This window comes from Cohnella ginsengisoli (genome assembly GCF_029525555.1).
Lineage (GTDB): Bacteria > Bacillota > Bacilli > Paenibacillales > Paenibacillaceae > Cohnella > Cohnella ginsengisoli.
This window is the reverse complement of sequence record NZ_JAPDHZ010000008.1, coordinates 1-14912: the sequence shown is the minus strand read 5'-3', so window position 1 is coordinate 14912 and position 14912 is coordinate 1. Positions and strand designations below refer to the sequence as shown.

Here is a 14912-nt window from a genome sequence, read left to right as displayed (position 1 = left end):
GGATTGTATTGACGGATTTTAAAATGTCCGATCTGGAAGGCCTCAGCCTGACCCAGCTCTACAAGCTGGCAAAGGACCTTCAGATCGCAGGCTACAGCCAGATGATCAAAAAAGGAGCTCATGATCGCCATCCTGCGCGCGCAGGCCGAACGCGGCGGACACATGTTTCTCGAAGGCGTGCTGGAGGTATTGCCCGAAGGTTACGGCTTTCTTCGCCCGATCAACTATTTGCCCAGCGCGGAGGATATCTACATCTCCGCATCCCAGATTCGCAAGTTCGACTTGCGCACCGGCGATCTCGTCTCCGGCAAATGCCGGACGCCCAAGGAAAACGAACGTTACTTCGGCTTGCTGCAAGTAAACCTCGTCAACGGCGAGACCCCCCGAAGTCGCGCAAGAGAGACTTCACTTCCCGGCGCTGACGCCGCTTTTTCCGGATCAGAAGCTCGTACTCGAATCGACGCCTCATCGCCTGTCTACCCGCATCATGGATCTCCTGGCTCCCGTCGGACTCGGCCAACGCGGCCTCATCGTGGCTCCTCCCAAAGCAGGCAAGACGCTCCTTCTCAAAGAGATCGCCAACAGCATCTCGGCGAATCGCCCGGATATCGATCTGTTCGTGCTGCTGATCGACGAGCGGCCTGAAGAAGTCACGGATATGCAGCGTTCGGTCAAAGGCGAAGTCGTCGCCTCGACGTTCGACGAAGTGCCCGAGCACCATATTAAAGTGGCGGAGCTCGTGCTCGAACGGGCGCGCCGTCTCGTGGAGCACAAGCGCGACGTCGTCATCCTGCTCGACAGCATCACGCGGCTGGCGCGCGCCTACAACCTCGTCGTGCCGCCGTCCGGCCGTACACTCTCGGGCGGCGTCGATCCTGCGGCTTTCCATCGGCCGAAGCGCTTCTTCGGCGCCGCGCGGAACGTGGAGGAAGGCGGCAGCTTGACCATCCTGGCGACCGCGCTCGTCGAGACGGGATCCCGGATGGACGACGTCATCTACGAGGAGTTCAAGGGCACCGGCAATATGGAGCTGCATCTCGACCGCAAGCTCGCCGAGCGCCGAATTTTCCCGGCCCTCGACATCCGCCGTTCCGGCACGCGCCGCGAGGAGATGCTCCTCTCCAAGGAGGAGCTCGACAAGGTATGGACGCTGCGCAAGAGCATGAACGATTCGATCGAGTTCGTGGATCAATTCCTGCGCAAGCTGGGCGGCACGAAGACCAACGTGGAATTCCTGGCCGTGCTGGACAGCGCTGCGAACGCGCCTGGACGCGGGCCGCTGCGTCCGGGACAGTCCGGAGGCCAGTCGTCTCCGGGAACTTCCGGCAGCACTGCAACGAACGGCTCGTCCGTGAGCGGCGGGTCTGCATCCGCGGGCTCTACGTCCGGCGGCTCGTCTTCGGGCGGCGTATCGGGCTCGGGGACGGGCTACAGCTCCGGCGCCGGATCGACCGGCGGTCCGCGGTATTCCGGCACGTCGGGTTCCCGGCCGCTGTCTCAGTCGCGTCCGGGCAGTTACAATGCCGGACCGCGCGGCGGCAGCTACTCGAGCAGCCGTCCGACCTATTCGAACGGCACTTCCTCCTATGGCGGACGGCCTAACGCGTCTTCGACGTCCGCGGGCGGCGGATCGCCTGCCTCTCAGGCGCCGTCTTCTCCTGCCGGCTCTTCGGCAACGGTGGGGACCGGGGCAGGGACATCGCCAAGCGCAGCTCCGGGCGCAGGGAACACGGCGCCAATCGCGCCTTCGGCCGCGACGAACCCGGGCGCAGGCACGACCGCTTCGGCGGGCGGCGTTGCGCCGACGGGAGCCGCGCCGCGTCCGAACGCTTCGTCCAGAACGAGCGCGACGTCCTCATCGTCCGCCTCGTCTGCATCGTCGGCCGCGAGAGCGACGACACGACCAGCCGCGTCTTCGCCAGAAGCGGCGTCTCGCGCTGCTAGGCCGGCTGGCGGCACGTCCGCCGCGCCGAGCCGTCCGGCATCGGGCGGCGCTGCCGCCGCCTCGGGGGCTGCGCAGTCCGATGCGACGGCAGCAGCGACGCCTCCTGTTGTCGCGCCAACGGCAGCGGCGCCGGCAACAACGGCTTCGCCTGCGGCCAACGCAGCGGCGCCAGCGTCGTCGACGCCGGCTGGCGCCGAGTCGGCAACGGCGGCGGGCGCAGCTAAGGTCGCGCCAAGCGCACCGACGCCGGCGGCACCCGCTACGCCGGCTGCCTCGGCGCCCGAGGCGCCGGCAACCGGCGACGCCGCGCCATCCGCCGCGAAGCGCACGTCCGCGCGCGCTTCGTCTTCGACGCCGCGCGGCACCGCCCGCGGCAGCCGTGCCGCCTCGGCGGCGGCCGAAGACGCGCCAGCCGCGCCGGCGCCGGAGCCCGCCGCGGCTCCGCAGGCAGCGGCTAAGCCCGCCGCGCCGCGCACCCGCGCTTCCGCGGGCGCCAAGACGGGCGCTCGCGCCGCCAAGGCGGCCGCGGACAGCGCCGCAGGCGATGCGCCCGCGGCTTCCGCGCCGGCTGCGCCAGCCGCATCCGCGGAAGCCGAGGCGCCGGCCAAAGCGCCTCGCCAGCGGCGCACGACCAAGAACAACCCGGCGAGCGAATAAGCCCGCCTCAGTCATACAGGACGCGCCCGGCTTCGTCCGGGCGCGTCCGAGTCACGAAAGGAGCTATACGCCATGTACCTGGTTTACGCCGACGAGCACGGCAATGTATACGATCACGACAAACTTCATGCCGTTGCGCGGAGCGGCGACAGGCTGGTCGAGCTGCTTGAAGACGAATTGATTCCGCTCCCTGCCGGCGCTACGCTGGTCGGCTTGCCGCACACGCGCGCCATCGGGATGAATCCCAAGACCGGCGAGATGAAGGCTTTGCCTGCGGGCAGCCAGGCGGTCGGCGCTTTGCTGCCTCAGGGCTTCACGCGGTTCTATGTCCCGGGCTACACCAAGACGGACAAGACGCAGATATTCCCTCTGTTCGGCTATACGGCCGTCGTCTGGAAAGACGGCGGCTTCTACGTAGCGGCTGCGGGCACGGACGATCCCGAGCCTTGGAATCCGGACAACTGCGACCGCAAGGAACTGGAGGTCGAAGTGAGCAGGTTGCTTGCCTCCTACCCGGACAATCGGCTGTACCAGCATCTTTCTCATTGCGCGCTCGGTTACGAGTGCCTGACGGCTTCCAATACGTTTCTCCAGCGTCTCGAGGGAGCCGTGCCCGTGTCGTTTTCATGCAATGCCGGCTGCTTCGGCTGCATCTCCGAACAGCCCGACGACAGCGGCTTCGTGGCTCCGCAGACGCGTCTCAAGTTCAAGCCGACGACGGAAGAAGTCGTCGACATCATGCTCGAGCATCTGAAAAAGCCCGATACGATCATCAGCTTCGGCCAAGGCTGCGAGGGCGAGCCGTCGACGCAGGCCAAGACGATCATCGAAGCGATCAAAAAGGGTGCGCGAGCGCACGTCGAACGGCTACATCAATATCAATACGAATGCCGGACTCAGCGATCATCTGCGCGCCATTACCGACGCGGGGCTCGACCTGATGCGCGTCAGCACGATCAGCGCGATCGACGAGCACTACAACGCTTACTACAAGCCGCGGGGCTACACGCTCGCCAACGTCGAAAAGACGATGAAATACGCGGAGAGCCAAGGCGTCTATACCTCGATCAACTATCTCATCTTCCCCGGCGTCACGGACCGGGAGGAAGAGATCGAAGCCATGATCGAATTTGCGCGACGGACGAAGCTTAAGCTCATTCAGATGCGCAACCTGAACATCGATCCCGACGCTTACCTGAACTTAATCCCAAAGGCCAAGGGCGAGATTTACGGCATGAAGACGCTGCTCGAGATTTTCCGCGAGGAGTTGCCGGACGTCGTCATCGGGTCCTACACGCATCTTCCGCCATCGCGGAAAAACCGGGCGATCGCCCGCGTCTAACGCACGTATGCGATCCCGTTGCAGGATGCGGACATTGGTGCTATAATGTTCGGGTATGTCCATTAACTCTGGATCCGCATGCGTTCCAGGGCAGAAGAGGTGAATTCTAAGATGAAAGAAGCCATCCACCCGAAGTACTCCGTCACGACGGCTACGTGCGCTTGCGGCAACACGTTTGAGACCGGTTCGGTTCGCCCGAACATCAAGGTCGAAATCTGCTCCGCGTGCCATCCGTTCTTTACCGGCAAGCAAAAGTTCCTGGACGCCGGCGGCCGGATCGACAAGTTCAAGAAGAAGTACGGCATCTAATCGAAGCCGTATCATCACGAATAGAGCGCAGCCTCCCTCCGCATCCTGAACGGATACGAAGGGAGGTTTTTTTCATGCTTAAGCCAACGGGATTCCGCCTTAATATGCTGCTGGCTGCCGCGCTTCTCGCGGCCTCGCTGCCGATCGCCGGCTGCGGCGTTTCCGGCGGTTCCAACAGCAGCTCCATCAAGCAGCAAAGCTATGCGGACGACGGCTTGCTCGGACGGACAAGCAGCTACCCGCGCATTCCCGGGCGCCATATGGCGCTCAATTACGACAACGACTTCAAGATGATGTCGACGACGATCAAAAACCTGAACGGCGTCGCAGGTTCGCAAGTCACCTTCAACGGCGCCGACGCCTACGTGACCGTGAAGCTGAAGCCGGGGCTTGACGCCAAGCAGCGGCAGACGGTGGAGAGCCAGGCGACGACCGTGCTACGTTTCAATTTCCCGAGATACAATATTCACGTGAGTACGGTCGGCGGCCGCTGACATGGGCTTACGGCGGCGCCCGCCGGCCGAGCGGTCGCTCCGATCGTCGGGCGCCGCCGACAGGGAACGATTCCCGCGCGGAGATATGTCGGACTTAGTTGCGCCTGGCGACGATATTCGTTATACTAGGTCATGCCGTGCTAGATGGGGAGGTAGCGGTGCCCTGTCACTCGCAATCCGCTATAGCGAGATCGAATTCCTGTTTGAGGTCATGCCACGCAGTTCCGGCTTCGTCCCGGCGCGTTGATCGCAGGGTCCTTCGCGAGGGACGCCCATGAACCCGGTCAGGTCCGGAAGGAAGCAGCCGTAAGTGGTCACGTTCTTGTGCTGAAGGGTAGCCCTTCGGGAGCGTACGAGCGAGGTACGGCTGGATGGCATCGATCGAGGGCAGGTGCACGGTCCTTCATTCGAGGACGATTTTTCATATTCCAACATCAACACACCTCAGCGTAGACAGAGCTGCGCCGAGGTGTGTTTTTTCATTTTCTGCGTAAGCGTATTCCAACGCGAGAGGGCGGGCGGCGCGGACGGTCGAGGTGTCAGAGCGGAGGGGAAGCATGGGGGACAAGAGTCAGCAGCAAAGGGCATTGAGGGCGGTCGCGCAGTGGCGGGGGGGATCCGCGAGCGCGCCGGGATCACTTCGTGCGATTGTTCGCGGATCGGATGCTGGCCGACGAATGGACGGGCGTCCTGCTTCTCGACGCCGATTTCCGGATCGTGGAGGCGAATCCGATGGCGGGCGGCATATTCGGCGGCGACCGGTCCGCGTGGGCCGGTCAGCCGGCGGACGCTTGGGCCGAGACGCTGGGCTTGCCGCTGCCCTTCGGGCGTTCTCTTCTTCAAGGAGAAGCGTTTCGCAACCGCAAGCTGGCATGGTCCAAAGACGGGGAGTCCCGGGAAGTCGTCGTCGACGGGGATGCGCTCGTCTCCGGCGGGGAAGTAATCGGGGCCTATCTGCTTTTCCACGACGTCACGCCTTGGATGATGCTCGAAGAGCAGGTGCGCCGTTCGGACCGGCTCAAGATGATCGGACAAGTCGCGGCGGGAACCGCGCATGAGATTCGCAATCCGCTGACGGCGATCAAGGGCTTCGTCCAATTGATGAAAAAGTCGTTCGACGAGCGCCAGATGACCAAGGAGCAGGAATATGCGCATATCGTACTGTCCGAGCTGGACCGCGTGCAGGAGCTGGTAGGCGAATTTTTGCTGCTCAGCAAGTCGAAGGAGACGAAGCTTTCCTCGGTGCGTCTTGGCTACGTGATGCGGGAGATGATGCCGATGCTGCGCAATGAGGCTACGCTTCACGATATTGTCCTCCTGTACGAGACGAAGCCGGATCTTCCGCCCGTGCTCGCGGACAAGGAGATGCTCAAGCAGGTCATTTTGAATTTAGGCAAAAACGCGATCGAAGCGATGGGCAAGGGCGGCCGTCTGCTCATTCGCGAGCGGCATGGCGGTCCCGCGCTCTCCGGCTTCGTCGCGGTCGAAGTGTGCGACTCGGGTCCCGGCATTCCCAAAGCCGCGCTCGACCGCATATTCGACCCCTTTTATACGACAAAAGAAAACGGAACGGGACTCGGCCTGTCCATTTGCCAGCGGATCGTTCACGATCTGGGCGGGAGGATCGCGGTCGCCTCCTCGGAGGCCGGCACGGTTTTCACCGTCTTGATTCCCTGCGTCCCTTCCGGTCCAGGCGATCAAGCATCCGGCGGTGGAGCGTTTCCCCCCCGATGATGTATAATAAATAGCAATACACCACAGGCAGGAGCGACTTGGAATGGCCCATATGGCATTGTACCGTGCCTGGCGTCCCCAGACGTTCAAGGACATGGTCGGGCAGCAACATATCGTCCAGACGCTGCAGAACGCCATCCGGGAAGACCGGCTGTCTCATGCTTATCTTTTCAGCGGTCCCAGGGGCACGGGCAAGACGACGGCGGCCAAGGTATTGGCCAAGGCCGTCAACTGCGAGCGCGGCCCCGCGACGGAGCCTTGCAACGAATGCGACGCTTGCCGGCGGATCACGTCCGGCGCGGTGATGGACGTCGTCGAGATCGACGCCGCCTCCAACCGGGGCGTCGAGGAGATTCGCGACATCCGCGACAAAGTGAAGTACGCGCCGACCGAGGTTCGGCGCAAAGTGTATATTATCGATGAAGTGCATATGCTGACGACAGAGGCCTTTAACGCCCTGCTCAAGACGCTCGAGGAGCCGCCGGCGCACGTGATGTTCATTCTGGCGACGACCGAATCGCATCGGCTGCCGGCGACGATCATCTCGCGGTGCCAGCGCTTCGAGTTTCGCCGCGTGCCGTTATCCGAGCAGGTCGAGCGGCTGCGCGAGATTTCCGTCGAGGAGGGCATCGCGGCCGAGCCGGACGCGCTGGGCTATATCGCCAGGCTGTCCGACGGCGGGATGCGCGACGCGGTAAGCCTGCTAGACCAGATTGCTTCGTTCACGGGCGGGGAAGTCACGCTCCAGGGGGGCGGTCGACGCGACGGGCGGATTGCCGGCCGATCAGTTCGTGCGCATGGCGAACGCGATCAGGGATCAGGACGCAGCCGCGGCGCTTCGCGAGATCGACGAGATGATGCAGGCCGGCAAGAGCGCGGACAAGTGTCTCGAGCAGCTTATGCATTATTTTCGCGACATGCTGCTGTCGCAGCTGGCTCCGGATGCCGAAGGGGCGACGGGCCGCGCCGGCGATCCGGCTTCGCTCGCGCAGGCGGCCGCGGGATTTAGCCGGGAGCGGTTGTTCGCCGTCATCGACCATCTGAACCGATATCAGACGGAGATGAAGTACGCGGCGCATCCGCAGACCATGTTCGAGATCGCGTTGCTCAAGCTTTGCTCGGACGGCGGCGCCACCGCTTCCGGCGGACAAGCAGGGGCGGCAGCCGCCCCTGCCGCTGCCGCTGCCGGTGGCGCCGACCTGCAGCGGCTTCAGCAGCAGGTGGCCGGCCTGGAGCGCAAGCTCGCGGAGCTGGCGCGTACGGGCGTGGCGGCCGGAGCTGCGGGCGCGGGCGGTTCCGCCGACGCTGGCGGCGGTCGCGTCGGCGGCTCCGGTTCGGCCCGCGGCTCCGCCGGTTCCGCCGCGGCGTCGGGGGGGCTCGGCCAAGGCGCCGATGCGCGCCCGCGTCAAGGTCGAGCCGTTCCTGGCGGCCAAGGGCTCGCCGGACGCGCTGCAGGCGCTCGGCAAGTGGCCGCAGGCCATGCAGCGGGTCAAGGAAGAGCGCGTGACCGTGCATGCCTGGCTGGTCGACGGAGAGCCGGTGTCCTATGCGGACGATACGGTGCTCGTCGCCTTCCGCAATTCGATCCACCGCGAGACGACGGAGAAGCCTGCCAACCGGCAGGTGATCGAAGGCGTGCTTAGCGCGGTGATCGGGAGACCGACCCAGCTGGCTACCCTCCTGCAGAAGGAGTGGCAGGAGGCGCTCGCATCCGCCGGTGCCGCGGCGGCGGGCAAGGAAGAGCCCGAAGAGCTGCAGCTCGTCCCGGACGACGGCGCCGGCCCGCAGGGCGAACCGCTGATCGACGAGGCGCTTCGGCTTTTCGGAGAAGAATTGGTCGTTATTAGAGAAGACTGAGGAGGACTATAAGATGAACAACATGAACCAAATGATGAAGCAAGTGAAGAAGATGCAGGAGCAGATGCTGAAGGCCCAGGGGGGCGCTCGGCGAGAAGACGATCGAGGGTACGGCTGGCGGCGGCGTCGTGACGGTATCCATGAACGGCCACAAAAAGCTGTTGAACGTGACGATCAAGCCGGAAGCGGTAGATCCGGAGGACGTCGAAATGCTGCAGGATCTGGTGCTGACCGCCGTCAACGACGCCCTGACCAAGGCGGACGAGCTGGCGAACGCGGACATGGGCAAATATACGGGCGGAATGAAGATTCCGGGCTTGTTCTAAGCGAGGAGCCTGATTCTTGTTCTATCCTGAACCGATCGCCAAGCTCATCGAGTCCTTCTCCCGTCTGCCTGGCATCGGTCCCAAGACGGCGGCCCGGCTTGCGTTTCACGTGCTTCGGATGAAGGAAGAAGACACGATCGATTTTGCGAAGGCGCTGGTCAGCGTCAAGCGCAATTTGACGTATTGCTCGATCTGTTGCAACATTACCGACACGGACCCCTGCCGGATTTGTTCCGACAAGACCCGCGATCCTTCCGCGATCTGCGTCGTGCAGGAGCCTAAGGATCTTGTCGCCATGGAGCGCACACGAGAATTCGGCGGCTATTATCACGTATTGCACGGGGCGATCTCGCCGATGGACGGCGTAGGTCCCGACGATATTCGCATTAAGGAGCTTGTGCAGCGCCTTAGCGACGAACGCGTGCAGGAGCTGATTTTGGCGACCAACGCGAACATCGAGGGAGAAGCGACCGCGATGTATCTGTCCAGGCTGGTGAAGCCATTCGGCATCAAGGTGACGCGCATCGCGCACGGCCTGCCGGTGGGCGGAGATTTGGAATACGCGGACGAAGTGACGCTCTCCAAGGCGCTCGAAGGGCGCCGCGAGCTATTCTGAAGCGCCGCTCCAGCTCGGATTTTTAATAAAATATTTGCGAAAGAGCGCCTATGGGCGCTTTTTTCTATGCTTGCCTGATTCTGAATACCGATTCTGTGACATATAAATGGTATCGGGTTGTCCTTCGCGGGCGCTTGACCACACAGGAGAGGGAGCGGTGAGCAATGCTGAAGGGGAGACGGGACAGATTGGCGGCGCAGCAGCGCATGTCCGAACGGGAACGGCTCGTGGACGAGGTTCGTCTGGCCGAGGCGGAGTGGAGGCAGGCGTGCGTTCGTTTCGACGATGCGCTGGGCGCAGATCAGGTCGATTATGCCATCTATCTACTTGAAGCGGCCGAACAGAAGCTCGACATGACGCTTCGGCGCGCGCGCATGCACTGGCATGCAGACCAAGCCGCGCAGCTGCCCGAGTTTCGCATGGAGTCTGCCGTAGTCGGGGGCGAAGGCGCGTGAAGACGGTATGGCTCATCATGCTGGTCGTCTCTGCAGCCTCCCTGCTGTTGCTTCTCTTGCGGAGAAGCGCTCCGGGAGGCTGGCTTTTGCGGTTCGGTACCCATCTGGCGTTAGCGGCCTTCGCGATCTATGCGCTTAATTTCTCGGGCTGGATTAGCGGATGGCATGTGCCCTTGAATCCGGCGACGATCGGCGCGGTGACGCTGCTCGGGCTGCCTGGCGTCGCGCTCGTACTCGGCCTGCAGCACATGCTTATCTCATAATGCAAGAAAAAGAGCGAAACGCATTGACGACCTATACCGAGATGTGTTAAATTAATTCTCGCGCCTAAGAGCGGCGGCCAAACGGCCGTTGGAAAGAAAGCAAACTTCCAGAAAATATGTGTTGCATCGGATTGGGCGAGTGTGATATATTATTCAAGTCGCCGCTGAGAGGCCGCCGAGCAAGAGGCCGAGAGCGAAGACGAGATTGCTCCTTGAAAACTGAACATCGAGCGTTAAAACAAACGGACGCTGAAGCCTTTCGGGGCGGAAGCAAAAGTTATACCAGCAATGAAATGAGCAAGTCAAGCTTACCTTTATGGAGAGTTTGATCCTGGCTCAGGACGAACGCTGGCGGCGTGCCTAATACATGCAAGTCGAGCGGATTTAGTTTGTAGCTTGCTACAAACTGAGTTAGCGGCGGACGGGTGAGTAACACGTAGGCAACCTGCCCCAAAGACCGGGATAACATTCGGAAACGAATGCTAAGACCGGATAGGCAACTGGGTCGCATGACCGGGTTGAGAAACACGGTGCAAGCTGTGGCTTTGGGATGGGCCTGCGGCGCATTAGCTAGTTGGTGGGGTAACGGCTCACCAAGGCGACGATGCGTAGCCGACCTGAGAGGGTGAACGGCCACACTGGGACTGAGACACGGCCCAGACTCCTACGGGAGGCAGCAGTAGGGAATCTTCCACAATGGGCGCAAGCCTGATGGAGCAACGCCGCGTGAGTGAGGAAGGCTTTCGGGTCGTAAAGCTCTGTTGCCAGGGAAGAATAAGGATGTGTTAACTGCACATTCGATGACGGTACCTGAGAAGAAAGCCCCGGCTAACTACGTGCCAGCAGCCGCGGTAATACGTAGGGGGCAAGCGTTGTCCGGAATTATTGGGCGTAAAGCGCGCGCAGGCGGTCTTTTAAGTCTGGTGTCTAAGTGCGGGGCTCAACCCCGTGATGCACTGGAAACTGGGAGACTTGAGTGCAGAAGAGGAGAGCGGAATTCCACGTGTAGCGGTGAAATGCGTAGAGATGTGGAGGAACACCAGTGGCGAAGGCGGCTCTCTGGACTGTAACTGACGCTGAGGCGCGAAAGCGTGGGGAGCAAACAGGATTAGATACCCTGGTAGTCCACGCCGTAAACGATGAGTGCTAGGTGTTGGGGGGGGTCCACCCCTCGGTGCCGAAGTTAACACATTAAGCACTCCGCCTGGGGAGTACGGTCGCAAGACTGAAACTCAAAGGAATTGACGGGGACCCGCACAAGCAGTGGAGTATGTGGTTTAATTCGAAGCAACGCGAAGAACCTTACCAGGTCTTGACATCCCTCTGACCGGTCTAGAGATAGACCTTTCCTTCGGGACAGAGGAGACAGGTGGTGCATGGTTGTCGTCAGCTCGTGTCGTGAGATGTTGGGTTAAGTCCCGCAACGAGCGCAACCCTTGGATTTAGTTGCCAGCACTTTGGGTGGGCACTCTAGATCGACTGCCGGTGACAAACCGGAGGAAGGCGGGGATGACGTCAAATCATCATGCCCCTTATGACCTGGGCTACACACGTACTACAATGGCCGGTACAACGGGCTGCGAAGTCGCGAGACGGAGCCAATCCTACCAAAGCCGGTCTCAGTTCGGATTGCAGGCTGCAACTCGCCTGCATGAAGTCGGAATTGCTAGTAATCGCGGATCAGCATGCCGCGGTGAATACGTTCCCGGGTCTTGTACACACCGCCCGTCACACCACGAGAGTTTACAACACCCGAAGCCGGTGGGGTAACCCGCAAGGGAGCCAGCCGTCGAAGGTGGGGTAGATGATTGGGGTGAAGTCGTAACAAGGTAGCCGTATCGGAAGGTGCGGCTGGATCACCTCCTTTCTAAGGAGCCCTTCGGGGCAATACGAAGTCCGTGGTTTTAACGCTCGAGTTCAGTTTTGAAGGAGAAATCCTTCATCGATACCGGTTTGGTGATAATGGCGGAAGGGTTCCACGCGTACCCATCTCGAACACGACCGTTAAGCCTTCCAGCGCCGATGGTACTTGGACCGCAGGGTCCTGGGAGAGTAGGACGTCGCCAAGCCGGTCTTGATTCCTTTATCGGAATGAAGATCAAGCCAGCGAGACTGGCCATAGAATGCGGGCCTTTAGCTCAGCTGGTTAGAGCGCACCCCTGATAAGGGTGAGGTCGGTGGTTCGAGTCCACTAAGGCCCACCACCAAGTTTCAATTGAATACTTCCCATGGGGACTTAGCTCAGCTGGGAGAGCACCTGCCTTGCACGCAGGGGGTCAACGGTTCGATCCCGTTAGTCTCCACCATCTTTACTTCTCCGCACAGCCTGCTTGTCAGATGGGCGGAGGAAGCAGAAAGTTTGCACCTTGAAAACCGGATAGCGAAACGAAATGCGCAAATTAGAAATTCTCATGCAATGCCTTGTGTGGTTTAGCCGACAGGTTAAGCTATTAAGGGCGCACGGAGGATGCCTAGGCGCCAGGAGCCTAAGAAGGACGCGGCGAACAGCGAAATTGCCTCGGGGAGCCGTAAGCGGGCTTTGATCCGGGGGATGTCCGAATGGGGAAACCCGGCTGGGGTCATGCCCAGTCACCTATGAGTGAATACATAGCTCATAAGGAGGCACACCCAGGGAACTGAAACATCTAAGTACCTGGAGGAGAAGAAAACAAGAGTGATTCCGTCAGTAGCGGCGAGCGAAAGCGGATTAGCCCAAACCTGAGAGCTTGCTCTCAGGGGTTGTGGGACGTCTCACATGGAGTTACAAAGGGATAGGTTAGGCGAAGAGATCTGGAAAGGTCCGGCATAGAAGGTAAAAGCCCTGTAGCCGAAAGTCTACTCCCTCCGAGACGGATCCCGAGTACCGCGGGACACGAGAAACCCCGTGGGAATCCGGCAGGACCATCTGCCAAGGCTAAATACTCCCTGGCGACCGATAGTGAAGCAGTACCGTGAGGGAAAGGTGAAAAGCACCGCGGGAGCGGAGTGAAAAAGAACCTGAAACCGTGCGCTTACAAGAAGTCAGAGCCCGATCTAGGGGTGATGGCGTGCCTTTTGTAGAATGAACCGGCGAGTTACGTTTACGTGCGAGGTTAAGTCGGAGAGACGGAGCCGCAGCGAAAGCGAGTCTGAATAGGGCGCTTTAGTACGTAGTCGTAGACCCGAAACCGGGTGATCTACCCCTGTGCAGGGTGAAGGTGAGGTAACACTTACTGGAGGCCCGAACTCGTGAGCGTTGAAAAGCTCTGGGATGACGTGGGGGTAGGGGAGAAATTCCAATCGAACTCGGAGATAGCTGGTTCTCCCCGAAATAGCTTTAGGGCTAGCCTCGAGATTTAGCATCATGGAGGTAGAGCACTGATTGGGTGCGGGGCCCGCCAAGGGTTACCAAGTCCAGTCAAACTCCGAATGCCATGGATGTATGCTCGGGAGTCAGACGGCGAGTGCTAAGATCCGTCGTCAAGAGGGAAAGAGCCCAGATCATCAGCTAAGGTCCCCAAGTGTGTGTTAAGTGGGAAAGGATGTGGAGTTGCGAAGACAACCAGGATGTTGGCTTAGAAGCAGCCACCATTTAAAGAGTGCGTAATAGCTCACTGGTCGAGTGACTCTGCGCCGAAAATGTAACGGGGCTAAACACACCACCGAAGCTATGGCATGTACCTTAGGGTACTTGGGTAGGGGAGCGTTGAATGCGGGTTGAAGTCGGACCGAGAGGACCGGTGGACTGCATTCAAGTGAGAATGCCGGTATGAGTAACGAAAAGACAGGTGAGAATCCTGTCCGCCGAAAGCCTAAGGGTTCCTGAGGAAGGTTCGTCCGCTCAGGGTAAGTCGGGACCTAAGGCGAGGCCGAAAGGCGTAGTCGAAGGACAACAGGTTGAAATTCCTGTACCACCGTAATCCGTTATGAGCGATGGGGGGACGCAGGAGGGCAAGAACGCGAGCTGATGGAATAGCTCGTCCAAGCAGTGAGGGGTGTGTGTAGGCAAATCCGCACACTAATACCTTGAGCTGTGATGGGGAGGGAAAATTACAGTACCGAAGGTTCCGTGCTCACGCTGCCGAGAAAAGCCTCTAGCCAGGAGAAGGTGCCCGTACCGCAAACCGACACAGGTAGGCGAGAAGAGAATTCTAAGGCGCGCGGAAGAACTCTCGTTAAGGAACTCGGCAAAATGACCCCGTAACTTCGGGAGAAGGGGTGCCTCGGTAGGGTGAATAGCCCGAGGGGGCCGCAGTGAATAGGCCCAAGCGACTGTTTAGCAAAACACAGGTCTGTGCGAAGCCGTAAGGCGAAGTATACGGGCTGACGCCTGCCCGGTGCTGGAAGGTTAAGGGGAGCGGTTAGGGGCAACCCGAAGCTGTGAACCGAAGCCCCAGTAAACGGCGGCCGTAACTATAACGGTCCTAAGGTAGCGAAATTCCTTGTCAGGTAAATTCTGACCCGCACGAATGGCGTAACGACTTGGGCGCTGTCTCAACGAGAGATCCGGGTGAAATTTTAGTACCTGTGAAGATGCAGGTTACCCGCGACGTGACGGAAAGACCCCATGGAGCTTTACTGTAGCTTGATATTGAACTTGGGTACGGTCTGTACAGGATAGGTGGGAGCCTTGGAAGCCTGAGCGCAAGCTTAGGTGGAGGCGCCGTTGGGATACCACCCTGATCGTATCTAGGTTCTAACCTGTCACCGTGAATCCGGTGAAGGGACCGTGTCAGGCGGACAGTTTGACTGGGGCGGTCGCCTCCTAAAGCGTAACGGAGGCGCCCCAAGGTTCCCTCAGAATGGTTGGAAATCATTCGAAGAGTGCAAAGGCATAAGGGAGCTTGACTGCGAGACCCACAAGTCGAGCAGGGACGAAGTCGGGCTTAGTGATCCGGTGGTACTGAATGAAGGGCCATCGCTCAACGGATAAAA

6 protein-coding genes, 2 tRNA genes, 3 rRNA genes, 1 other RNA gene and 4 pseudogenes are annotated in these 14912 nt (G+C 60.4%); all 16 read left to right on the top strand.

Translation table 11 applies throughout. The features are described from left to right. Positions 1-23: 23 nt before the first annotated feature. Positions 24-1339 (top strand): annotated as a pseudogene (gene rho / locus OMP38_RS30840) (transcription termination factor Rho); the annotation flags it as partial. Positions 1340-2674: 1335 nt separating this feature from the next. Then, positions 2675-3944, top strand: a pseudogene (locus OMP38_RS30835) (radical SAM family protein). 111 nt (positions 3945-4055) lie between these two features. Then, positions 4056-4253, top strand: coding sequence for a 50S ribosomal protein L31 (rpmE, locus tag OMP38_RS30830; RefSeq protein ID WP_090117667.1), 198 nt, complete (start codon positions 4056-4058; stop codon positions 4251-4253). A gap of 74 nt (positions 4254-4327) precedes the next feature. Continuing rightward, entirely contained in the window at positions 4328-4747 is a 420-nt protein-coding gene (locus OMP38_RS30825; protein ID WP_277568468.1) for a hypothetical protein, read from the top strand. A gap of 135 nt (positions 4748-4882) precedes the next feature. Then, positions 4883-5146: signal recognition particle sRNA large type (ffs, locus tag OMP38_RS30820), an RNA gene on the top strand. A gap of 243 nt (positions 5147-5389) precedes the next feature. Beyond that, a complete protein-coding gene (locus OMP38_RS30815; RefSeq protein WP_277568467.1) occupies positions 5390-6481 on the top strand; it encodes a two-component system sensor histidine kinase NtrB in 1092 nt (363 codons plus the stop codon). Between the two features lie 43 nt (positions 6482-6524). Further along, positions 6525-8338 (top strand): annotated as a pseudogene (gene dnaX / locus OMP38_RS30810) (DNA polymerase III subunit gamma/tau). Positions 8339-8351: 13 nt separating this feature from the next. After that, a pseudogene (locus tag OMP38_RS30805) lies at positions 8352-8664 on the top strand (YbaB/EbfC family nucleoid-associated protein). Positions 8665-8680: 16 nt separating this feature from the next. Beyond that, positions 8681-9280 (top strand): recombination mediator RecR, encoded by a 600-nt coding sequence (gene recR / locus OMP38_RS30800; RefSeq protein WP_090117672.1) that lies wholly within the window; start codon positions 8681-8683, stop codon positions 9278-9280. A 164-nt stretch (positions 9281-9444) separates the two neighbouring features. Continuing rightward, positions 9445-9735, top strand: coding sequence for a DUF2508 domain-containing protein (locus OMP38_RS30795; protein ID WP_177244299.1), 291 nt, complete (start codon positions 9445-9447; stop codon positions 9733-9735). Then, positions 9732-9998 carry a pro-sigmaK processing inhibitor BofA family protein gene (locus tag OMP38_RS30790; RefSeq protein ID WP_277568466.1) on the top strand — a complete coding sequence of 89 codons (267 nt, stop codon included), beginning with the start codon at positions 9732-9734 and terminating at the stop codon, positions 9996-9998. Before OMP38_RS30795 ends, OMP38_RS30790 begins: the two co-directional genes overlap by 4 nt. A 313-nt stretch (positions 9999-10311) precedes the next feature. Beyond that, positions 10312-11865 (top strand): 16S ribosomal RNA (locus OMP38_RS30785). 85 nt (positions 11866-11950) lie between these two features. Beyond that, a 5S ribosomal RNA gene (gene rrf, locus OMP38_RS30780) occupies positions 11951-12067 on the top strand. A gap of 58 nt (positions 12068-12125) precedes the next feature. Beyond that, positions 12126-12202: transfer RNA gene (locus OMP38_RS30775), tRNA-Ile, on the top strand. 26 nt (positions 12203-12228) lie between these two features. Further along, a tRNA-Ala gene (locus OMP38_RS30770) sits at positions 12229-12304 on the top strand. A gap of 134 nt (positions 12305-12438) precedes the next feature. After that, positions 12439-14912, top strand: a 23S ribosomal RNA gene (locus OMP38_RS30765); the annotation flags it as partial.